Source organism: Martinezella lusitana, from assembly GCF_016901135.1.
In the GTDB taxonomy this organism is placed as follows: Bacteria; Pseudomonadota; Alphaproteobacteria; order Rhizobiales; family Rhizobiaceae; genus Rhizobium; species Rhizobium lusitanum_D.
In genome coordinates this window covers 150,443-173,382 of the sequence record NZ_JAFEVL010000045.1, presented here as the reverse complement: position 1 = coordinate 173,382, position 22,940 = coordinate 150,443, and the positions used below count along the sequence as shown (strand labels likewise).

Genomic DNA, 22,940 nt, shown 5'->3' with positions numbered 1-22,940 from the left:
AAGGATCCGGGACCGGTCATTCACTTCTCCTCCCTGGTCATTGGCGTAACGGGAAGTTTTCAACATTCCATTCGCCAATTGCTTTTGTTTTTTATCTACAATAAACATTTTGAAGTCAACGAGGAAATCGCTGACCGCCCTGGAGGAAGGCGGCCAAGACGGTTCCAACAATACTCCTGCAATTGACTGCCATCCGATCATGGTTCAGACAGCGCCGCCAACAAAGAGCGGCGACGATACGCGAGGGGGAAATGGCAAGACAAAACACGCTCTTCAAGGAGGCGTACAACCGCTATGCGGCCGGTCTGAAGGCCGATACCGCGCTGCCGAGCGAGCCCGACATCGCCGCCGAACTCGGCGTCAGCCGCAGTACGGCGAGAGCCATCCTGATGCGTCTAAGTGACGCTGGCATCATTCTCTGGAACAAGCGGCAGAAGACGGTGCTGCGGCAGCCAACGCAGGCCGATTTCTTTCCGGAGGAAGAAACCAATTCGCTGCACGATATCATCGAGCGCAGCTTCATGCTGCGCATCATGTCCGACGAGGCGCAGCCCGGCATGCAGATCAACGAGCTGGAACTGGCACGCGAGATCGGCACCGGCACCTCCGTCGTGCGCGAATTCCTCATCCGCTTCAGCCGCTTCGGCCTGATCGAGAAACGACCGAACAGCCATTGGATCCTCAAGGGCTTTACCAGGGAATTCGCACTGGAACTGGCCGATGTGCGGGAAATGTTCGAAATGCATTCAGCGGCCGAATTCGGTCGCCTGCCCCCGGATCATCATGCGTGGAAAGCTCTCAAGGCGATCGAGCGGGAACATCACGACCTGATCGAGGATTTCGACGTGCGCTACCGTGACTTTTCGCGCCTCGACGAGAAGTTTCACCTGCTCATCCATCGCGCTTCGAACAATCGCTTCATCGCCGATTTCTACGATGTTATCGCCATCGTGTTCCACTATCACTATCAGTGGAACAAGGCGTTCGCCCGCGAACGCAACGCGCGCGCCATCGCCGAACATCTCGACTATATCGAAGCGCTGCAATCGCGCGACCCGCAACGGATCGACGCCGCCTGCCGCAGCCATCTCGCCTCTGCGCGGCAGACGCTGCTGCAGTCGATCCCGCAGACCGCAACCGAGCTTGCCGGATCGGCCGCCTGAAAGCGGCAAACCGGCCCGGCCTTCCTTCGCCGGGCGTCCCCGGGATCTCACCGACCGAGGCGATCGCGATCGCCTCTTCCGTTGGTCACTGCGCCGTCAGCGTCAGCTTACGGTTCGCGAAACGCGAAGACGAAACCTCGATCGTGATCGCGCCGGCCTCACCCGCTGCCTGAAGCCAGAAACCGGTCGTGCCTCCCTGGAGCGCAACCGCCTGTGGACCGATCACCCGCGCCGGGCCATCGATGGTAATGGTGACGATATCGTTGAGGAAGGGCAGCCGCGAGCCGGCCTGGTCGAGCGCGCGGACGATGACGCGCACCGTATCGCGCTCACCTGCGTGCAAGGTATCGGCATCGGCTTCGACCTGAAGCGTGGTCGGAAGCGGATTGGCAACCATCTTCAGCGCCGCCACCGGCTTGCCGTCGATATAGCCGGTGAATTGCACGTCCTCCCATTCCATGCCCCACACACCCAACTCGTCGGGAGTGAAATTGCGGTGATCGAAAACGACGGGCGGATGCGGCAGATGCGGGAAGGTCTCGCGATCCGGGCCGAGGCGCTTGGTAAGCGAACCATAACGCAGCTCGACTTCGTCGCAATTTGTGAGCACGATGAGCGGCAAGGCGCCGCCGATATTGCGCTCGCCGCGCGCCCAGATCGTCACCGGCTTCATCACGACCTCCTCGGAGGGTTCGCACTGGCTGGCATAGGCGTAAGCGGCAAATTTCGGTTCGCGGAACATGTCCATGACGCCGTGGTAGCAAATGCGGTCGCCCGAGCCGAAATCGCTATGGGTATTGTAGTCGAACATGCACCAGCCGATGGCGCCCGAGATCGACGGATCGCCATAGGCGGCATTCAGCACCTCCAGATGCCGGCGCACATGCTCGGCCTGGCGCTGCTCCTGATCGTAGATCTTCGTCGGGTACATATGACCGCCGAATTCGGTGATCAGATAGGGCACGTCCTTGGAAAGACCGGTATTTTCCTGCTGTGGCCTCAGCGGCGTGCGCGGCCGGTTGGCGCCCGGCAGTTCCTCGTTGCCGAGGATGAAATCGTTCATCGTATAGACGTCCTCGAGCATTTCGCTCTCGGTGATATAGCGAACGCCGCCGGTCTGGCGCGTCGGATCGAGTTCGCGCGCAAGCCGGTTCGTCTCGGCGTAAAAATCATGGGAATCCTGGGATTCGTTGATGCGCACGCCCCAGATGATGATCGAGGGATGGTTCCAGTCACGCTCGATCATGCGCCGCACGTTGTGGATCGCTTCCTGCTGCCATTCCTCTCCGCCGATATGCTGCCAGCCTGGGATCTCCTCGAAAACCAGAAGGCCAATGCGGTCGCAATGATCGAGGAACCACTTCGACTGCGGGTAATGCGAGGTGCGCACGATATTGCACTTCAGCGTTTGCTTCATGATCTCGGCGTCACGCTCCTGCGCCGACCGGCCCATGGCGTAGCCGACATAAGGGAAAGCCTGATGACGGTTCAGCCCGCGCAATTTCAGCTTCCTGCCGTTCAGAAGAAAGCCCTCGGCGGTGAAGGTGGCGGTACGGAATCCGAAAGTGGTGGCGTGGCGATCCGGTCCATGATCGGTCGTAAGCTCGACTTCGGCCGCATAGAGCGCGGGATTGTCGAGGTCCCAAAGCGAAATGCCAGTCAAGCGATCGAACGCGACCGTCACGCTCTCACCGGAGGTTTCGGCATGTGCCGAAGCCAGGACTGTGCCATCGGCGGCGCGCAGGGTGACGGTGACCATGCCCTTGAAAGCCAGGTCTTGCGGATTTGCCAGATCGCAACGCACCGTCGCGGATTTGAGATCGGCAAGCACATTGCCGGTCTCGACCTTGATGTTGGCGATCGATACGGGAGCGGCGAGCTTCAACCAGACATCGCGATAGATGCCGGCATAGGTGAGATAATCGATCCGGCCGCCGAAAGGCGGGATTTCCGGGTTCTCGCTGCCATCGATCTTGACGGTGAGAAGATTCTCGCCTTGCCGCAGGCGGCCGGTCAAGCGCGCCTCGAAGGGCGTGTAGCCATCCTCGTGGGCGACGATCTCCTCGCCGTTCAAATAGACGACGGCATCGGCCATGGCGGCGTCGAAGATCAGCGACACCTCCCGCCCGGCAAAATCGTCGCTCCAGTTCAATATCTTCTGATAGGTGAAAGCGCGCTGATAAGATTTCTCATCGAAATAGTTGAACGGCAGTTCGACTGCGTTATGCGGCAGCGTGACGATCTGCCCCCCTTGCGGGCGGCCGGCATCTGCGGGCGAGAACCCTTCACGGAACGTCCAGGATTCGTTGAAGGCGACAACAGAACGCATATTCAATCCTATCGATAGAGCCCGTCGCATCCGGGACGAACATATGTTGGCTGGAAAAGCAGACGCACGGCGACGCTGGCTGGTCACCTCGGGGCGATATCTATACAGGCTCGCGATATCAGCGCAATGCGACCGGTTGGCGGTTTTCAATTTCCAAACATTGCCGGCCGCAACGCTCGTGACGTTGCCTGCGATCGGTCTAGCGGCCTCGTCCGCTCTTCGTCTCCTCGGTGGGGCTGCGCACCGCGGCATACATGCCTGTCGTGCGGAATTCGGTCGGGTTGATGCCGTAGATGCGGCGAAACACCTTGGAGAAATAATTGGCGTCGTCGAAGCCCGACATGATCGCCACTTCCTTGACGGGAATGAAGGCTGCCTTCGTCAGGAGCTTCGCCGCCCGCTGCATGCGCTGCTGCAGCACGAATTCTGCCGGCGGCACGCCTTCGCTTTCGGCAAAGACGCGGGAAAAATGCGCGCGGCTGAGACCGCTCGCCTTCGCAAGCTCGCTGACCGGCAGCGGCTTGTCGAGATTGGCGCCGATATAGTCGATGACGATCTGCATGGCGGAGCGGTCGGCGGCGAAGGCATGCGAACCGAAGACGTCGTCATAGAGCGCCATGGCCGCCTCATAGGCGATGGCCGAAGCCGAGGCCGGCGTCTTGGCCCCCGCGATGAGCCGCAGGCTGCAATCGGCAAGATGATCGATCGTAGCCTGTTGCAATCGCAGGATAGGACCGGCTGCCGCAAGAATCAGGCGATGGATGCGCAGCGCCTCCTCGCCGTTCATCGATATCCAGAAATATTCCCAGCGCTCGCCCTTTTCCAGCCAGTAACGGTGATTGTGCGGCACGAGCACCAGCAGCGTATCGCCGGCGCCCAGGCGATAGTTGCGGTTTTCATAGCGCAGCCGGCCGCTGCCGCTGATAGTATGCTGCAGCACCGTAAATGGCGTCTGGCCGCGCCGGCGCCCGTCCCAATCGTAGAGCTCGTTGTCCCTGATTTCATAGCCGGCGCTGGTCGGCATGGCATGCAGCCGGTGGCGTCCGCGCGGCAGCGAAACCGTCCGCATGATCTGGCCATTATCGATCAATTCCTGCAGCACAAAATTACCCTTGAAAGCATAATTGTTCTCTGTTCGGCCCGGTTATTATAGGCATAATCCCGCCAGAAAACAGCACTTGCCCGCCGAAGAGGATCGGCGGACGGAGGAAAAATCACGATTTCCGCCCTGTCTCGCAACCGCTGCGATCATGGGACGAAAATACTGTCGTCTTCCCCGCTGCTGCTTGTTCGATCGACCTGAAGGTGAGGATCATGAGTTTCAAAATCGCCATTATCGGTGCCGGCAGCGTCGGCTTCACGAAAAAGCTGTTTACCGACATTCTCTGCGTGCCGGAATTTCGCGACGTGGAGTTCGCGCTGACCGACCTTAGCGAGCACAATTTGACGATGATCAATGCGATCCTTGACCGGATCGTCGAGGCCAACAAGCTGCCGACACGCGTCACCGCCACCACGGACCGCCGCGAGGCACTGGATGGTGCGCGCTATATCATCAGCTGCGTGCGGGTCGGTGGCCTGGAAGCCTATGCCGAGGATATCCGCATCCCGCTGAAATATGGCATCGACCAGTGCGTCGGCGATACGATCTGCGCCGGCGGCATCCTGTACGGCCAGCGCAACATCCCGGTCATTCTCGATTTCTGCAAGGACATTCGCGAGGTCGCCGAACCCGGCGCCAAGTTCCTGAACTACGCCAACCCCATGGCAATGAATACCTGGGCGGCGATCGAATACGGCAAGGTCGACACGATCGGTCTTTGCCACGGCGTCCAGCATGGCGCCGAACAGATCGCAGAGGTGCTCGGCGCAAAGGACAAAAGCGAACTCGACTATATCTGCTCGGGCATCAACCATCAGACATGGTTCGTCGACCTGCGGCTCAACGGCCGCAAGATCGGCAAGGACGAATTGATTGCCGCCTTCGAGGCGCATCCGGTCTTTTCGCAGCAGGAGAAATTGCGCATCGACGTGCTGAAGCGGTTCGGCGTCTATTCCACCGAAAGCAACGGCCATCTGTCCGAATACCTGCCCTGGTATCGCAAGCGGCCGGACGAGATCAACCGGTGGATCGACATGTCCGATTGGATCCACGGCGAGACGGGCGGCTACCTGCGCCACTCGACCGAGACTCGCAACTGGTTCGAGACGGAATTTCCGCAGATCCTCGAAAGCGCCTCGCAGCTGATCGATCCAGCCAAGCGCTCCAACGAGCATGCGAGCCATATCCTGGAGGCGCTGGAGACCAACCGCGTCTATCGTGGTCATTTCAACGTCAAGAACAATGGCGTCATCACCAATCTGCCTGATGATGCCATCATCGAATCCCCCGGTTTCGTCGATCGCTTCGGCATCAACATGGTGGCGGGCATCACATTGCCGGAGGCTTGCGCGGCAACCTGCATCTCGTCCATCAACGTCCAGCGCATGTCGGTGCACGCCGCAATCAGCGGCGATATCGACCTGCTGAAGCTTGCGGTCCTGCACGACCCGCTGGTCGGTGCCATCGCCACACCGGAGGAGGTCTGGCAGATGGTCGACGAGATGGTTGTGGCCGAAGCCCGCTGGCTGCCGCAATATGCGCATGCGGTGGAGGGAGCCAAGGATCGGTTGTCGCGCGGCAAGGTCAAGACGCGCGACTGGAAGGGTGCGGCCAGCCGCAACGTCCGCTCGATCGAGGAACTGCGGGCAGAGAAGGCGGCCCTGAAACAGGCCGGCTGATGCAGGCAGGATTTGGGAAATAGGCCAAGCGGCGGTGACTTCAGGGGAGGTCCGCCGCCGCCAGACGGCCATTTCCCGCTATGCTGGAGGAACGCGGCGCCTCAAAGGGAACGCTCGCGATAATGGGAGAGAGAACAAGATGAGACATTTTCGACCGATCGGCCTTCTTGCCGCGTTGACGATTGCCACATCCGCAATCGCCATCAGCGCCTATGCAGCCGAGCCGACAGTGCCACCCGTTCCACCGGTCTTTCCGGCGGAAGGAAAGATCAAATATGTCGAGCGCAGCTCCATACTGGAGTTCAAGGCGCTGCCGGAGTATCACGAACCCGCCTGGGTCACCGACAACTTCGTCAAGACCGGCAAGCTGCCGCCGGTCAAGGATCGTCTGCCGAAGGAGCCGCTTGTCTTCAAGACCGGCAACATGCCCGACGGCATCGGTGTCTACGGCGACACGCTTCGCCATGTGATCGGCGGCCGACCGGAAGGCTGGAACTATGGCGCCGGCCAGACCCAGGGCTGGGGCGGCATCGATATCGGTCTGTCCGAGTGCCTGACACGCACCGCGCCGCTGTTCCAGGTCGAGGCGAAAGATACCGAACCGCTGCCGAACCTCGCCAAAGGCTGGGAATGGTCGCCGGACGGCCATAAGCTCACCATGCATCTGATCGAAGGTGCGAAATGGTCCGATGGCGTGCCCTTCAACGCCGACGACATCATGTTCTATTGGGAAGATGAAGTCATCGATCCGAATGTCTCTCCGCTCGGTGGCGGCGCTTCGCCGGAAGCTTTCGGCGCCGGCACGACCTTGAAGAAGATCGACGACTATACGATCGAGTGGACCTTCAAGGATGCCTTCCCGAAGCAGTATCTCTACACGATGGCCTATCCCAATTTCTGCCCAGGCCCGTCGCATATCCTGAAGCCGCAGCATCCGAAATATTCGAAGAACACCTACGACCAGTTCAAGAACGCTTTCCCGCCTGAATATATGAACATGCCGGTCATGGGTGGCTGGGTGCCGGTCGAATATCGGTCCGACGATATCATCGTCATGCGCCGCAACCCTTACTACTGGAAGGTCGACGAGAAGGGCAATCAGCTGCCTTACCTCAACGAACTGCACTATAAGCTTTCGACCTGGGCGGATCGCGACGTGCAGGCGGTTGCCGGCTCCGGCGATCTGTCGAACCTCGAACAGCCGGAAAATTTCGTCGCCTCGCTGAAGCGGGCAGCACAGCCCGATGCGCCGTCACGTCTGGCCTTCGGCCCTCGCCTCATCGGCTATAACCTGCAGATGAATTTCTCCGCCAACGGCTGGGGCGCCCCGGATGCGCGCAGTCAGTCCGTCCGCGAGCTGAACCGCAACGAGGATTTCCGCAAGGCCGTCACCATGGCGCTCGACCGCAAGGCGATCGGCGAGTCGCTGGTCAAGGGTCCGTTCACGGCGATCTATCCGGGCGGCCTGTCCTCCGGCAGCAGCTTCTATGACCGCAATTCCACCGTCTATTACCCGTTCGATCTTGCCGGGGCGAAGGCCGAACTGGCAAAGGCCGGGCTGAAGGACACCGACGGCGACGGCATCGTCAACTTCCCGGCCACCGCCAACGGCGGCAAGGATGTCGAAATCACCCTCCTGGTCAACAACGACTACACCACCGACAAGAGCCTTGCCGAGGGTGTCGTGGCCCAGATGGAAAAGCTCGGGCTCCGCGTCATCATCAACGCGCTCGACGGCCCGAAGCGTGACGACGCCAACTACGGCGGTCGCTTCGACTGGATGGTCCGACGCAACACCACGGAGCTGGCGTCGGTCGTGCAGAACACCGAACAGCTTGCCCCGGTCGGCCCGCGCACGAGTTGGAACCATCGCGCCCCCGAAAGCGGCCAGTTGGACCTGATGCCCTTCGAAAAGGACATGGTCGATATCGTCAACAAGTTCACCACTTCGAAGGATAACGATGAGCGCGTGGCTCTGATGAAGCAGTTTCAGAAGATCTCCACCGGGCATCTCTACAATATCGGTCTGACCGAATATCCGGGTGCGCTCATCATCAACAAACGCTTCTCGAATGTTCCCCCCGGCACACCGATCTTCCTCTTCAACTGGGCGGAGGACTCCATCATTCGCGAGCGCCTTTGGGTAGCTGCGGACAAGCAGGGCAAATACGAGCTGTTCCCGCAGGAGCTTCCGGGTGCGCCAGGCAGCGCCGGTCCGATCAAATAGGGTCGACCAGCCCCCACGTGCGGCAGCCGGCCATCCACCGGCTGCCAATCGGACATCAAGCATTCCGGCGGCTCGCCCGCCGGCCGAACTGAACACCGCCGGCGCTTGCCGTCCCTGACGGATCGGGGCAGCCGCCAGCATCAAGAGAAGCGAACCGTCCCATGTTACGATTCCTGCTCGTTCGCATAGCCTCTGCCATCCCCGTGCTCTTCATCCTGAGCGTGGTAACTTTCGCCATCATACAGGCGCCACCGGGCGACTATGCCGATTACATCCGCTCGCAATTGATGAACCAGGGCGGCGCATCCTTCGCACAGGCCGACGCGCAGGCACAGGTCTACCGCCGCGAACACGGGCTCGACAAACCGATGGTCGTCCAATACGTCAACTGGATCGGCGGCATCGTCACCAGGGGCGATTTCGGCTACAGCATGTTCTACAACAAACCGGTCGCGGACGTTGTCGGCGAACGCCTGCCCAGAACGCTGGCGCTAGCCCTGGTGTGTCATATCCTGGCGTCCATTCTCGGCATCGGTTTCGGCATATGGGCAGCGACGCGGCAATATAGCTGGGTCGACAGCCTGCTCTCAGGCATATCCTTCCTCGGCATGACGGTGCCGCGCTTCCTGATGGCGCTGATCATCGTCTATATCCTCGTCTTCCAGCTCAATGTCTCGGAAATCGGCAGCTTCTTCTCGCCGCAATATGGCGGTGCGCCCTGGTCCTGGGGCAAGTTCGCCGATCTTGTCAAGCATGTCTGGCCTGTCGTGGCGATCGCCACCTTCGGCGGGCTCGCCTACAATATGCGCATCATGCGCGGCAACCTGCTCGATACGCTGAACGCGCAATATGTCGAGACCGCGCGCGCCAAAGGCCTTTCCGGCGCCGCCGTGGTCATGCGCCATGCTGTGCCGAACGCGCTGCACCCGTTGGTCATGTATCAGGGCGTGGTGCTGCCCTACATGCTGACGGGCGAAATCGAGACCGCAATTATCTTCACCTTGCCGACCGTAGGCCCGGCGATCGTCGGCTCCATGGCGGTCGGCGACGTCTATGTCACCGCCACCTTCATGCTGGTGCTTTCGGCAACCCTCATCATCGGCAACATCATCGCCGACATGCTGCTTGCGCTGCTTGATCCGCGCGTGCGCCAACAGGGAGGGATCCACTAATGCTCGCCTTCAGCAACTCCCCGCCCCCGCCCGATGAAACGATCAAGCACAAGCGCGGCAATGAGAGCTACATGGCGCTGGTCTGGCGCCGCCTGAAGCGCTCCTGGACCGGCATGGGCGGCCTCATCCTCGTCATCCTGCTGCTGTTGATGTCGATCTTCGCCGAATTCATCGCACCGCTCGATCCAAAGGCGACCGATAGCGGCTTTGCGCCGCCGCAGGTCATCAGCTTTCATGACAAGGACGGTAATTTCGTCTTTCAGCCCCGCGTCTACGCGCTGGCCGAGACAAGCGACCTCGATCCGGTGACGTTCCAGCCGATCGTCGGCCCGGACTATGACAATCCGCGCCCACTCGGCCTTTTCGTCAAGGGCGCGCCCTATTATCTCTTCGGCCTGATCCCCGGCGACCGGCATCTCTTCGGCACGACCGACGGCGGACCCGTGCACTTCCTCGGCACGGACAAATTCGGCCGGGATATCCTGTCACGCGCCATCTACGGCTCGCGCATCTCGCTGATGATCGCCTTGACGGTGGTTGCCATCGTTACCATCGTCGGCACGACGGTCGGGATGATTTCCGGTTATTACGGCGGCACGCTCGACGCCTGGATCCAGCGCTTCGTCGAAGTGGTTCTGGCCTTCCCGCAACTGCCGCTCTACCTGGCGCTGACCTCACTCATACCGGTGACGGCGCCGACCAATGTCTTCCTCGCCTTCGTCATCATCGTCATGTCGGCGCTCGGCTGGGCGCAGATGTCACGCGAGGTGCGCGGCAAGACGCTGGCGCTGGCGAGGATCGAATATGTGCGGGCAGCCATGGCGGTCGGAGCGACCGACCGGCGCATCATCCTGCAGCACATATTCCCCAACGTCATGAGCCACGTCATCGTCGCCGTGACGCTCGCGATCCCAAGCGTGGTGCTGCTCGAATCCTTCCTGGGTTTCCTCGGCTTTGCGGTCAAGCCGCCGCTGATTTCGTGGGGCTTGATGCTGCAGGACACCTCGACCTATTCGGTCATCGGCTCCTACCCCTGGATCCTCTCACCCGTCGCCTTCGTTCTCGTTACCGTCTTCGCCTTCAATGCACTCGGCGATGGCTTGCGCGATGCGATCGATCCCTATTGAGAGGAAACCGGATATGTCTCTCGCACTCGTCAATCCATTCGCTCCCGACATCCGCCTCGACGCCGCAGACAAGGCTGTGGCTCCCGTCATCGACGCCCGCAATGTCGCCGTCAAGTTCAAGGTCGAGGATGGCATCGTCGATGCCGTCAAGGATATCTCCTTCCAGCTCTATCGGGGAGAAACCATCGCCATCGTCGGCGAATCCGGCTCGGGAAAATCGGTGACGGCCCGCACCGTAATGGGGTTGCTGACCAAGCGCGCCGTCGTCTCGGACAAGTCCACCATCCATTATGACGGCAAGAATGTGCTGAAATTTTCGGAGCGTGCCCGCCGGCAGCTGCGGGGCGATCGTATCTCGATGATTTTCCAGGAGCCGATGAGCTCGCTCAACCCGATCTATACGATCGGCGGCCAGATCGTCGAGGCGATCCGTGTCCACCGCAAGATCGGCCGCCGCGAAGCCCAGAAAAAGGCGCTGGACCTGCTCAAGCAGGTCCGGATCCCCGATCCCGAGGCCCGGCTGATGCAATATCCGCATCAGCTATCGGGCGGCCAGCGCCAGCGCGTCATGATCGCCATGGCGCTGGCCAACGACCCGGACGTGCTGATCGCCGACGAGCCGACGACCGCGCTCGACGTGACCGTGCAGGCGCAGATCCTAAACCTGATCCGCGACTTGCAGAAGCAGCTCGGCATGGCGGTGATCCTGATCACGCATGACCTGACGGTCGTGCGGCAATTCTCCGACTATGTCTATGTCATGCAGCATGGCGAGATGCGCGAGCACAACAGGACCGAAGAGCTGTTTTTACATCCGCAACATCCCTACACGCAGCATCTCCTGTCGTCGGAGCCGCACGGGCAGGCGAAACCGCTGCCACCGGACTGCGGCACGGTTCTCGAGGGCAAATCCGTCAAGGTCGCCTTCATGCTGCGCCACGGCACCTTCTTCAAGCCTGATATGCGCGAGCTTGTCGCCGTCGACGGCCTCAACCTCGAACTGCGCCGCCATGAAACGCTTGGGCTGGTCGGCGAATCCGGTTCCGGCAAGACTACCTTCGGCCAGGCGCTGTTGCGTCTCATCGACGCCGATAGCGGCGAGATCTACTTCGACGGACAGGCAATCCACGGCCGCTCGCGGGCCGAGATGCGACCGCTGCGTTCCCGCATGCAGGTGGTCTTTCAGGATCCCTTCTCCTCGCTCAATCCGCGCATGACCATCGGCCAGATCATCGGCGAAGGGCTGGTGGTTAACAACATCGGCGCGAACAGGGCCGAGCGGCTGGAACGCGTGAAGGACGCGCTCGTCAGCTCCGGCATGCCCGCCAATATCCTCTCGCGCTTCCCGCACGAATTTTCCGGCGGCCAGCGCCAGCGCATCGCCATTGCCCGTGCCATCGCGCTCGAGCCGGAATTCATTCTTCTCGACGAGCCGACCTCGGCGCTCGATCTTTCCGTCCAGGCCCAGATCATCGATCTCCTGCGCAAGCTGCAGGACGAGCGGGGCCTGAGCTATCTCTTCATTTCCCACGACCTCAAGGTCGTCCGCGCCCTTTGCCATCGCGTCATCGTCATGCAGCACGGCAAGATCATGGAAGAAGGGCCGGTCGAAGAGGTTCTGTCCCATCCCAAGACCGCCTACACCGAACGCCTTGTCAGAGCGGCGTTCGAGGTAGCTTCCTAGCATCCAGGAGATTTTTATATGACAGGCACTCCCAAGATCACATTTATCGGGGCCGGCTCGACCGTCTTCATGAAAAACATCATCGGCGACGTCTTGCAGCGCCCTGCCCTTGCGGGCGCAAGAATAGCGCTGATGGACATCAATCAGCAGCGGCTGGAAGAAAGCGCCATCGTGGCCCGCAAACTGGCCTCTACGCTCGGGGCGCCGGCCACGGTCGAGATTTTCACCGATCAGCGCAAGGCGCTGGAAGGCGCCCATTTCGTCGTCGTCGCCTTCCAGATCGGCGGCTACGAGCCCTGCACGGTCACCGATTTCGAGGTGCCGAAGAAATACGGCTTGCGCCAGACGATCGCCGACACGCTCGGCGTCGGCGGCATCATGCGCGGCCTGCGCACCGTGCCGCATCTCTGGAAGATCTGCGAGGATATCCTCGCCGTCTGCCCGCAGGCCATCATGCTGCAATATGTGAACCCGATGGCGATCAACACCTGGGCAATCGCCGAGAAGTATCCAGCCATCAAGCAGGTCGGGCTTTGCCATTCGGTGCAGGGCACGGCGATGGAACTCGCCCATGATCTCGACATCCCCTATGACGAGATCCGTTATCGCTCAGCCGGCATCAACCACATGGCCTTCTATCTGGCATTCGAACACCGCCAGCCGGATGGTTCCTATCGCAACCTCTATCCCGATCTCGTCCGTGCCTATCGCGAGGGACGCGCGCCCAAGCCTGGCTGGAACCCGCGCTGCCCGAACAAGGTGCGCTACGAGATGCTAACGCGCCTCGGCTACTTCGTCACCGAAAGCTCGGAGCATTTCGCCGAATACACGCCCTACTTCATCAAGGAAGGCCGCGAGGATCTGATCGAGAAGTTCGGCATTCCGCTCGACGAATATCCGAAGCGCTGCATCGAGCAGGTGGCCCGTTGGAAGAACCAGGCGGAAGAATATCGCACGGCCGACAAGATCGAGGTCAAGCAATCGAAGGAATATGCATCGTCGATCATCAATTCGGTCTGGACCGGCGAACCTTCCGTCATCTACGGCAACGTCCGCAACAATGGCTGCATCACGTCGCTGCCCTACAATTGCGCCGCCGAGGTCCCCTGCCTGGTCGATGCCTCCGGCATCCAGCCGACCTTCATCGGCGACCTGCCGCCGCAGCTGACGGCGCTCATCCGCACCAACATCAACGTGCAGGAACTGACGGTGAAGGCCCTGATGACGGAAAATCGCGAGCACATCTATCACGCCGCGATGATGGATCCGCACACGGCCGCCGAGCTCGATCTCGACCAGATCTGGTCGCTGGTCGACGAGCTGCTGGCGACCCATGGCGATTGGCTGCCGGAATGGGCGCGCGGCAATCGTAAGGTTCAGGCCGCCTAAAGCCACTCTCTCCCGGCTAGCGGCCTAAAGGGCCTCGCGGCGTTGCCGCGAGGCCTTACATTTTTGGCCAGCCCGGAAAAGGTGAATGTCCAAAACACGCTGAATTACAAGCCTATGCCGGATGGCAAAGCCGGGTCGACTGCGCTAGAAACGGGTCGAGATTTTAGGGGAGATCAAAGACATGGCCACCTCAGACATTTTCAGCACCGGCACTTTCGTCGGGCGTATCTGGCGCCCCGATGTCGAAGGCCCTGCCCTCGTTACCGTCCGGAACGGCACCGTTTACGATATCACCTCGAAGGAAGCACCGACCGCGCGCGATCTTCTGGAGCGCGACGATCCGGTCGCTTTCGTCCGCGCGCAGAAGGGTGAGGCTATCGCCGGTCTCGACGCCTTGCTGGCTGCCAAGGCCGACCTCTCGGCCATCCATCTTCTCGCTCCCATCGACCTACAGGCGATCAAGGCCTGCGGCGTCACCTTCGCCCGCTCGATGCTCGAGCGCGTCATCGAAGAACGCGCTGCCGGCAATCCGGATCTTGCTGAATCCATCCGCGGCAAGGTTACCGCTCTGATCGGCGACAGCCTGCGCAATCTGAAGGCCGGTTCCGCCGAGGCAGCCAAAGTCAAGGCGGCGCTGATCGAGGAGGGCGTCTGGTCGCAATATCTCGAAGTCGGCATCGGCCCGGATGCCGAGGTCTTTTCCAAGTCTCAAGTCATGTCCTCGGTCGGACCAGGCGCCGATGTCGGCCTGCATCCGATCTCCAAGTGGAACAATCCCGAGCCGGAAATCGTACTCGCCGTCGACGGCCAGGGTAGGGTCAAGGGCGCGACACTCGGCAACGACGTCAACCTCCGCGATGTCGAGGGCCGGTCGGCCCTGCTGCTCGGCAAGGCCAAGGACAACAATGCCTCCTGCTCGATCGGGCCGTTCATCCGCCTGTTCGACGAGAGCTATGGGCTGGACGATGTGCGCAATGCCGATCTCGACCTCAAGGTCGAAGGCGAAGACGACTATGTGCTGCATGGCCGCTCGTCGATGAAGGAAATCAGCCGCGATCCCCTCGACCTCGTCTCCCAGACCATCGGCCGCCATCATCAGTATCCAGATGGCTTCGTGCTGTTCATGGGAACGCTTTTCGCCCCGGTCGAGGACCGCGACACCCCCGGACAGGGCTTCACCCACAAGGTCGGCGACGTCGTTACCATCTCCAACGACAAGCTGGGCGCCCTGCGAAACCGCGTGCTCCTGTCGACGGAATGCTCGCCCTGGACGTTCGGTGCATCGCACCTGATGCGCAATCTGGCGCGGCGAGGATTGATTTGAGCCACACAGGGGTCAAAGTCCGCGTGAACCTGCCGTCAATCAAACTGATCTATCTTGAAGGGATGCTAGCTTCGCCAGCAGCACCCCATCATCGATGGTGGCGAGATTGCCCCCGGTGAAGAAGGGATCGCTCGTGACTTCACGTCGTATCCAGTCGGGAAACATCTGCGATTCAAGCTCGGTAACAGATGCCGCCTCGACCTCACACAGGATAAGGCCGGAAAGCTGTGCTTCGAAGACATCGATGCTGAAAGGCTTTGCCGACGAGACGATGCTGTACCGCCTTTTCCGGATTTTTCCGCCGGGCAGTTCAGAAAGTACGGCGTGTTCGTCCGCGGTCAGATAGGTGTTGACGATTGGTGTGGAGAGTATGTCTTCCGAAGGATATTTTTTACACAGCTTAAATTGAATATCCTGCCCATCGCTATACGTGATTTTCCGCAAGCGTAACCGGCTCCCCGTTATGTAAAGATCCTCGATCAACCGAAATGCCGCTCCGGATAGATCCGGAGTTTCGATGATCAAAAAGCGGCGCTCATGTTCAAGCTGAGCGTATTTCGGGATTTTGCGCGACATCGCTTTACAAAACACACTCAGCCGTCCGGCTGAGGTAATTCAAACTTCAATGCGTGGACATCGGCTGCGGCTTGCTCAACCGGCTGCGAACGGCCGTTAGTTCCGAGGTGGTGTGGTTGAGGCGATCGGCGAGAACGCGCATGATTTCGACGGCCATTTCCGGGAAATCGCTGAGCAGCTTCAGAAAATGCTCTTTGCTGATCTTCAGCGCCTCCAGCCTTGAGGTAGCCTTGACGGTTGCGGTACGGGAGACGTCGCAGAGAATGGCGATTTCACCAACGATGGAGTTGACGTCGACCTCGGCAACCTTGATCTCGCCAGCCGGACTATCGACGAGAATATCAGCAGTTCCGGAAAGAACAACATAGGCGGCATCGCCCTGATCGCCCTGAAGAAACAGAGTTTGGCCAGCATTATAGCTGACGCGATCCGACGTAAACGCCAAAAGCTTCAACTTCGCGGGCGCAATGCGCGAAAAAATCGGCACGCGCTTCAGCATTTCAACTTCATCCTTCAGAAGCATGAGCTTCAAAACCCCCAGTGTTCAGCCCCAGACACCACTGCGCAGATAGAATATTACGATAACAGTTCTTTGAACATACCGTTTTTCTCTAAAAGATCGGTGCTCGAGCCACTTTCGACAAGACTGCCGTGGTTGAAGACCAGCACGCGATCGAACAACTCGGCAAAACTCGGGTTAGACAGAACCCAAACGATCGCCGGCGCATATTCGTTCCGATCGAGCTCGCCCAACATCCCCCTTGCAATCTGGTCCTGGACGCGGTGGTCGAGCGCCGGCAGCGGCCGATTGCAAATAATGTAATCCGCCCGCTTCAAGAGCGCGCGACCGAGATTGAGTTTCTGTCGCTGCACGTTCGTCAACCGTTTGCCGCCCGAGCCGACATCGAAATCGAGGCCGATCGACAGGACGCTGTCATGCATGCCGAGACGCCCGAAAACATCATACATGATGCGGTGTATGCGCTCAGGCGCATTGGCCTGCTGATGAGCGATACGACCGAACAGAACATTGTCCATCAAGGTCGCGGAAGCGGTGAAGCGCTCGGCATCGTAGCGCTCGATCACGCTGGCAAGATCCGCCGGAATGTTCTCATAGAACGTGGAACGCGTGCCGACGATCTTTTCCATGAGCATCTGCGTCAGAAGACCGAAGCGGTGACGCGGTTCGATATAGGAGAAACTGAGGCGGATGATCGCCGCGCGCTCGTCGGCCGTAGCGGCCTCATAGCCCTTGCCGTTCAGCTTCTGCAGCAGCGCCTCGTAAGTCGGAATGTCTTCCGCCGTCATGAAAGTCAGCTGCTGGAAGAAGGGGTGATCCGGCGGAAGGTCGGTGAAGAGTTCGACAGCGTTCTCAGCAATCTCAAGGCCCATATCGTAGAGATCGGAAACAAGCCCGGTCTCGGAGAATACCTTTTGGAAATAGGGATGAGCGGCAAGCTTGCGATTGGTCATCTGCGGCCGCTTCAACGTGCCGAACACCAGATTTTCGCCGACTGTCGCCTGCAAATTATAGGCGTCGAACTGGAAGGGAACGACGAGATCCTCAAGCTTCTCCTCGTGGAGAGCCAACCGCAAAGCCTGCCGCAGTTCGACGATCCGCGAGGTCAGATCCCCGTGCGCCGCCGTATCGACATTCGAGCGCAACGCCATGTCGAAAATGTCCTGAGACATGGCGACCGTATCGAGAACCGGGCGGATGACCGAATAGATATCGTCCGGCCCGGTAGCACCGGCCGCGGCGTAGTCGACCCAATCGCTGTTGAGATCCAGCTCCGGATTGGCAGAGCGCCGGGCCTCGACCATCTGCCACTTGACCCTGTTGGCCGTCTCTTCGTCATAGGTGGGCGGGATCAGGGGCGCATGCTTCAGACCGTAGAGGAGATTGCTGCGCAGGGTGCCATGGAAGAAAAAGGTCTCTGAAGACGCATAGGCGATACGCCGTCCGGTCAAGGATTCAGGCAATTCCAGCAGGTCCCGGCCATCGATGCTGACGCGGCCGGTATCAGGCCAGACCAACCGGCCGAATGCCTCGGCGAGATATTCGCCGCCGGCACCACTCTCGCCGACGATCGCAACCCTCTCGCCGGGCTGAATCTCCACCGAGACATGATCGAGCACGCGCGCGCCGCTGTCATCGACAACGGTCAGATTGGTCGCGACCAGGGAATGCGTGATGCGGCCCGCGGGTGCGTGAGAAACGACTTGAATCTTCGGATCAATCAGGCTTTCAACGCTGAACTGCTCGACCACCTGATTGTACTTGACCTGAACGTCCTGGCGCGACTGATCCCAGTCGATCAGCTCCTTCAGCGGCCCGGGCAGATCCTTATAGGCGTTGATAACCGCAACCAGCTGGCCGATATCCAATCGGCCCTGCAGCGCCAGAAAGCCGCCGATCAGGTAGAACAGGAAGGGAGTGACCTGCGCCAGGAAGTTATTGATGAACTTCACCATAAACTTCCATTGATAGAGATCGTAGCGGATCGAGAAGATCAGGCCGAGGCGCTGCGCAATGTCGGCGCGCTCCAGATTGGTGGTGTCGTTGGCGTGGATGGTGCCGATGCCGTCGACGATCTCGCCGACGCGGCCGGAGAGCTCACGCGCCGTCAACTGCCGCTGGCGGCCGAGTTCCAGCAACCGCTTGCGCATGCGCGGGATGACGATCGCCTGCACGGCGACGATGCCGGCCGCGATCATGCCCAGCCAGAAATTCTGCATGATGATGAAGATGAGAGCGGTGACCGCCTGGCCGCCCAGAAGTGCTGGCTGCACGAAGGCATCGCCCGTGAAGCCGCCCATCGGCTCCACCTCGTCCTTGATCATCGTCGCAATTTCGGCAGGCTTGACCCGCTTGAAGTGCACCGGCGGGAATCGCAGCACGCGATCGATCAGTTCGAAGCGGATGCGACGCAGCATACGCTCTCCGAGCCGACCCTTGTAGGTATTGATATAAAGCTTGAAGAGGCCGTTGAGCACGACGAGCACCAGGAATACCAGGCTCAACGCTATCAGCATCCACATGCGGGTAAGCTGCAGGCCCTGGAACACTTCGATATGCCCGATCAACGGCAGATCGAAGGAGATATGCATGAAGGTTTGCGTATCGCCGGGATGTTCGAAGCCCTTGCCCTGAATCGGCCCGTTGACGATCTGCTTTGGCAGATCGAAAGACAGGAAGTAAGGGATCATCGAGGCCGCGACGACCGTCAGTATCCAGATCTGCTCCAGCCGAGTGTTCGACCAAATGTAACGCGCTAGGCTTTTTTCCATCGCTTATTGCAGGCTTCCAAATTCAACGGTCAGCATCGGCGGGTGCCGGCATCGATGTTGCAGAGATGCGGGATGAGTTTGTTGCGGATGCGTGGCCCCATGGTGAAAAGAGACGCCGCCCGGTCTTTCGTCCACGCCCCCCCGATTCATTGATTTTTCAATTTATATCACAACATTGCTGAAATCGAGGGGGACAAAAAGACAGCGCGCAGTCACGAGTGCCGCGCTTCATTCCTCACGAGATACCTTGAATGATGGCCGAGGTTTTTGCAGCGCCGTTAAGGTCGATATCGGGGCTGCGCGGCTTCGGCCGCGACAGCGCCGTTTCGATCGCCTTGACGAGCAATTCCGTCGTCAGTCCCGCCTCCGGTAAGGCGAGCGCCAGACCCAACTTTTCCAGCCGCTCCGCTCTGACCGATTGCTCCGTCTCCCCGCCGGCGGTGAAGGGAACCAGAATGGAGCGGCAGCCCGCTACCAGAAGATCGCCGATCGTATTGTAGCCAGCCTGCGAGATCGACAGCTCAGCACCCCTCAGAAGAGAGGGAAAGTCCTTGCGGAAACGGACGAGTTCGACATTGCCGGGCGCATCCTTGGCGAGTTCGGCGAAATCCTGCTCCGGCAGGTTGGGTCCGGCCACCAGCAGCCAGCGGCGGTCGACTGCCACCCGGCTTGCCGCCTCGAGCGAGGCACGGATGAGGTCGCGGCCGACAGCACCTCCCCCCGCTGAAACGACGATGTCGAATATCTCGGCCGGTTCCGGCGGCAGCATCGGGGCTACGAGGCCCGTATAGGCGATCTTGTCGGCTATGGCCTCCGTTAGCGGAAAGGTTTCCTCCAGCCGAACGAAGTGAGGATCGCCGTGGACGAGAACGCCATCAAAGTGGTCGCGGAGCAGCGCCACCGTCTCCTCGTCGCGCCCGGGCTTTTTCTGCTGCTGCAGAATATCGCGCACCGATGTGTAGAGCCTCGGCTTCGGATCGGCCTTGGCGATGGCATCGAGCAACGGCAGCAGTTCGAAGCGCATCTGTCTGCGACCGAAGGGGAAGGCCTCGATGATGACGACGTCCGGGGCAGCCTGCCCAAAGGCATCGAGCAACAGGTCACGACGCCTCGACAGAAACGTTTCGTCGACGGGTTTGCCGGCTTGATCGGCAAGGCCCGAAAAACCGGCACTGCTGGCGACGACCGGCGGCAGCGTCACGGATGTTACATCTTGGCCAGGAAAGCCGTTGACCGGAACGCCGCCGGTGACGACAGTCACCCGGCAGCCATCCCTAGCCATCGCGCTGGCGATACGGCTGGCCCTCGCCAGATGGCCGATGCCAAGCAGATGCTGGACGTAAAAGAAGACACGCGGAGAAGGGGAATGCGCGGCCATCATGCGGATTTCCGCCATTGATCTTCCTTTTGCCACTGCTCCTCGAACAGCCGTGTCAACTGACGAATGCTGGCATGATAGTCGAAATGCTCGCGTACCCGCCTTTCTGCCGCTTCCCCGAGCCTGTGGCGCAGCGCCGGATTGCGGATCGCGAGCTCCAATGCCGCTGCAAGGGCCTGTGGATTCTCCGGCGGAACGACGAGGCCATTCTCACCGTCTTCCAGCAACTCGGGAACGCCGGAAATATTGGTGGAGAGGCAGACGAGGCGCTGGCTGGATGCCTCGACCAGCACATTCGGCAAGCCGTCCCGATCGCCGTCGGCGGCCACGCGGCATGCCAGCGCGAAAATATCCGCCTGCCGATAATGCGCGAGCACATCCTCCTGCGCCAGGGCGCCTTTCCAGGTGATGCGATCGGTTATGCCAAGCGTTTCGGCGAGCGCCTTCAGTTTGGTCAGCCCGTCGCCACCGCCAATATGGGTAAAACGCCAGTTGAGATCGCCGGGCAAGAGCGCCAGCGCCTTCAGCAGCACGTCATAGCCCTTCTTCTCCACAGCCCGACCAACGCTGAGAATAAAGGCGGGGTCTGAGACTTCCGAGCCATCGCGCGCCGAATGTTCGCCGGCAAAGGGACCGAAGCGATCAAGGTCCAGGCCGTGATAGCTCAGATGGACATTGTCGCGCATATCAGTCAGATCGCGCATATGGTCGAAGCCGGTGCGCGTGCAGGTCACCGTCCAGCGGGCTCGGCCGAGCTTTTCCGAAAGCTCCCAGTCCGGCGATGTCCAGATGTCCTTGGCGTGGGCCGAACAGGTCCACGGAATGCCGGTCATGATGCTGGCATAGGCGGTAACGGAGGCCGGCGTGTGGATGAAATGCGCATGCAGCCACGCGCCATTGTCGGGCCACTCATGCGCCAGCACCAATGCCTGGCCGAAGCGACGAAAGCGGTTCGGGGTGATATCCCGTTTGAGATCCGCCCAGAACTGCTTCAAGAGCGGCTTGAAGCCGGGCTTGCCGATGCCGGCGAAGAAAGCACGCAGCACCCTGAGCGGTTCGTTGTGCAGATATTCCGGCAAATAGACCACGCGCGCCTTGATCTCGTCATGGACGGGATGACGCTTCTTGTCCGTCGGCTTTCGCATCGAAATCAGCGTCAGGTCGAAGCCCGCCCTTTCCAGGCCGAGCAGTTCCTGCGCGATGAAGGTCTCCGACAGGCGAGGGTAGCCCTTGAGGACCACCAGTATTTTTTTCCGCATCGACAGGTTCCGGTGGTCTATTCGGCAACGATCGATAGCGGCGTATATCGCTCGCGATCATCGAACCATTCGCCGATGGTGCGCGAAATATGCACCAGCCCTTCCAGGCGCATGATGCTACTGCTCGCCGACGGCGGCGCACGGGTCGGCAAGCGCTTCAAGGCGGCGGCAAGCTGCTTCGGATCCGCAGACTCCTCCGGCAGCAGCATGTCGACGAGACCGAGCTCGCTTGCCCGCTGAGCGCGGATCAGCTGTTCCTCGCGCGGCCGCGTGCGCGGAATGATCAGCGCCGGCTTGTCGAACGACAGGATCTCGCAATAGGTGTTATAGCCACCCATGGCGACGACGGCCTTGGCGCCGGCGATCAGCTCTTCCATCTTGTTGTCGAACTCGATCACCTGCAGACAGGCGATCTTACCCGCCCGTTCCAGCAGCTGATTGCGCTCCTTGGCGGGCATATAGGGCCCAAGGACGATCAGCGTCCTGTACGTGAGCGAGCTGTCCTGCTCAAAGGCGCTGATGACATCATCGACCAGATCGGCGCCATCGCCGCCGCCACCGGTCGTCACCAGAATGTAGTCCTCATCAGGCACGTGTTCCGACTTCGTCCCCAACGATGAAACACTGCGCTGCAGAAAGCCAACGAACTCCATCTTCCGGCGCACGCCCGGCGGCACGTCGAGACCGACGAGCGGGTCGTGAAAGTCCGGCGGGCCGTAAACCCACACTCGGTCGTAGTACTGATCTATCTTCTGCAGGACGTTGTTCTTCTTCCACTCCGCCTCCAGCAGGTGCGGGGCATCCATGACGTCGCGCATACCCAAAACGAGCGTCGTGCCGCGTGCCTTAAGATAGGTCAGTGTCTCCTCGACCTCGCCCTTAAGCCCCATCGGCTCCTTGTCGACGATGAAGACATCCGGCTGAAAGGTCTCCGCCGTATGGCGGATGATCGATTGCCGCATCTTCAGTGTTTCCTGCAGAGCGACGTGACTTGCCATCGACGTATACTCGCCGTCCCGCAGCTTGATGACGCTCGGTACCTTGACGAAATCGACGCGCGACCGATAGTCGAAAGCACCGGCGATGGTTGCGCCGGAGATAATCAGCACGTTCAGCCCGCGATAGTCCTCCACGAGGGCATGCGCGATGGTCCGGCATCGTCTGAGATGACCAAGACCGAACGTGTCGTGGCTATACATGAGGATTCGAGCATCTTCTAAGCGCCGCTTCATGGGCAAAA

The 22,940-nt window shown here is 60.3% G+C and carries 16 protein-coding genes; 8 read left to right on the top strand and 8 right to left on the bottom strand.

All coding sequences use genetic code 11. The features are described from left to right. Positions 1 to 251 precede the first annotated feature (251 nt). Complete coding sequence (locus JTP94_RS16670; RefSeq protein WP_204851598.1) at positions 252 to 1,163, top strand: GntR family transcriptional regulator; 912 nt, start codon at positions 252 to 254, stop codon at positions 1,161 to 1,163. Between the two features lie 85 nt (positions 1,164 to 1,248). On the opposite strand, the gene JTP94_RS16665 is transcribed toward JTP94_RS16670, so the two are convergent. Together JTP94_RS16665 and JTP94_RS16660 are read right to left on the bottom strand one after the other, a co-directional pair. Beyond that, entirely contained in the window at positions 1,249 to 3,492 is a 2,244-nt protein-coding gene (locus JTP94_RS16665; protein ID WP_204851597.1) for a glycoside hydrolase family 2 protein, read from the bottom strand. Positions 3,493 to 3,691: 199 nt separating this feature from the next. Next, the gene (locus JTP94_RS16660) at positions 3,692 to 4,561 is read right to left on the bottom strand and encodes an AraC family transcriptional regulator (RefSeq protein WP_210384206.1); all 870 of its coding nucleotides are present in this window, start codon (positions 4,559 to 4,561) and stop codon (positions 3,692 to 3,694) included. Between the two features lie 245 nt (positions 4,562 to 4,806). On the opposite strand from JTP94_RS16660, the gene JTP94_RS16655 reads away from it, so the two are divergent. The 7 genes from JTP94_RS16655 to JTP94_RS16625 all read left to right on the top strand — a co-directional run bounded on the left by JTP94_RS16655 (position 4,807) and on the right by JTP94_RS16625 (position 15,196). Continuing rightward, entirely contained in the window at positions 4,807 to 6,273 is a 1,467-nt protein-coding gene (locus JTP94_RS16655) for an alpha-glucosidase/alpha-galactosidase (protein WP_204851595.1), read from the top strand. 139 nt (positions 6,274 to 6,412) lie between these two features. Beyond that, positions 6,413 to 8,500 (top strand): ABC transporter substrate-binding protein, encoded by a 2,088-nt coding sequence (locus tag JTP94_RS16650; protein WP_204851594.1) that lies wholly within the window; start codon positions 6,413 to 6,415, stop codon positions 8,498 to 8,500. A 161-nt stretch (positions 8,501 to 8,661) separates the two neighbouring features. Next, a complete protein-coding gene (locus JTP94_RS16645; protein ID WP_204851593.1) occupies positions 8,662 to 9,672 on the top strand; it encodes an ABC transporter permease in 1,011 nt (336 codons plus the stop codon). Next, positions 9,672 to 10,799 (top strand): ABC transporter permease, encoded by a 1,128-nt coding sequence (locus JTP94_RS16640; protein WP_204851592.1) that lies wholly within the window; start codon positions 9,672 to 9,674, stop codon positions 10,797 to 10,799. Before JTP94_RS16645 ends, JTP94_RS16640 begins: the two co-directional genes overlap by 1 nt. A 13-nt stretch (positions 10,800 to 10,812) precedes the next feature. Continuing rightward, entirely contained in the window at positions 10,813 to 12,483 is a 1,671-nt protein-coding gene (locus tag JTP94_RS16635) for an ABC transporter ATP-binding protein (RefSeq protein ID WP_204851591.1), read from the top strand. An 18-nt stretch (positions 12,484 to 12,501) separates the two neighbouring features. Then, complete coding sequence (locus tag JTP94_RS16630) at positions 12,502 to 13,872, top strand: alpha-glucosidase/alpha-galactosidase (RefSeq protein ID WP_204851590.1); 1,371 nt, start codon at positions 12,502 to 12,504, stop codon at positions 13,870 to 13,872. 181 nt (positions 13,873 to 14,053) lie between these two features. Next, entirely contained in the window at positions 14,054 to 15,196 is a 1,143-nt protein-coding gene (locus tag JTP94_RS16625) for a fumarylacetoacetate hydrolase family protein (RefSeq protein WP_204851589.1), read from the top strand. Between the two features lie 39 nt (positions 15,197 to 15,235). Here the strand turns inward: JTP94_RS16625 and JTP94_RS16620 are convergent, their stop codons facing one another. From JTP94_RS16620 to JTP94_RS16595, 6 genes are all read right to left on the bottom strand, one after another. Further along, positions 15,236 to 15,772 (bottom strand): hypothetical protein, encoded by a 537-nt coding sequence (locus JTP94_RS16620; RefSeq protein WP_204851588.1) that lies wholly within the window; start codon positions 15,770 to 15,772, stop codon positions 15,236 to 15,238. A 46-nt stretch (positions 15,773 to 15,818) separates the two neighbouring features. Beyond that, positions 15,819 to 16,295, bottom strand: a complete 477-nt coding sequence (locus JTP94_RS16615; protein ID WP_204851587.1) for a cyclic nucleotide-binding domain-containing protein — start codon at positions 16,293 to 16,295, stop codon at positions 15,819 to 15,821. Between the two features lie 53 nt (positions 16,296 to 16,348). Further along, positions 16,349 to 19,063 carry an ABC transporter ATP-binding protein gene (locus tag JTP94_RS16610; protein ID WP_204851586.1) on the bottom strand — a complete coding sequence of 905 codons (2,715 nt, stop codon included), beginning with the start codon at positions 19,061 to 19,063 and terminating at the stop codon, positions 16,349 to 16,351. Positions 19,064 to 19,298: 235 nt separating this feature from the next. Beyond that, on the bottom strand, positions 19,299 to 20,459 hold the full coding sequence (locus tag JTP94_RS16605; RefSeq protein WP_246755021.1) for a glycosyltransferase family protein: 1,161 nt from the start codon (positions 20,457 to 20,459) through the stop codon (positions 19,299 to 19,301). Then, positions 20,441 to 21,706 (bottom strand): glycosyltransferase family 4 protein, encoded by a 1,266-nt coding sequence (locus tag JTP94_RS16600; protein ID WP_204852302.1) that lies wholly within the window; start codon positions 21,704 to 21,706, stop codon positions 20,441 to 20,443. Before JTP94_RS16600 ends, JTP94_RS16605 begins: the two co-directional genes overlap by 19 nt. An 11-nt stretch (positions 21,707 to 21,717) precedes the next feature. Then, positions 21,718 to 22,932, bottom strand: a complete 1,215-nt coding sequence (locus JTP94_RS16595) for a glycosyltransferase family protein (RefSeq protein ID WP_204851585.1) — start codon at positions 22,930 to 22,932, stop codon at positions 21,718 to 21,720. Positions 22,933 to 22,940: the final 8 nt, after the last annotated feature.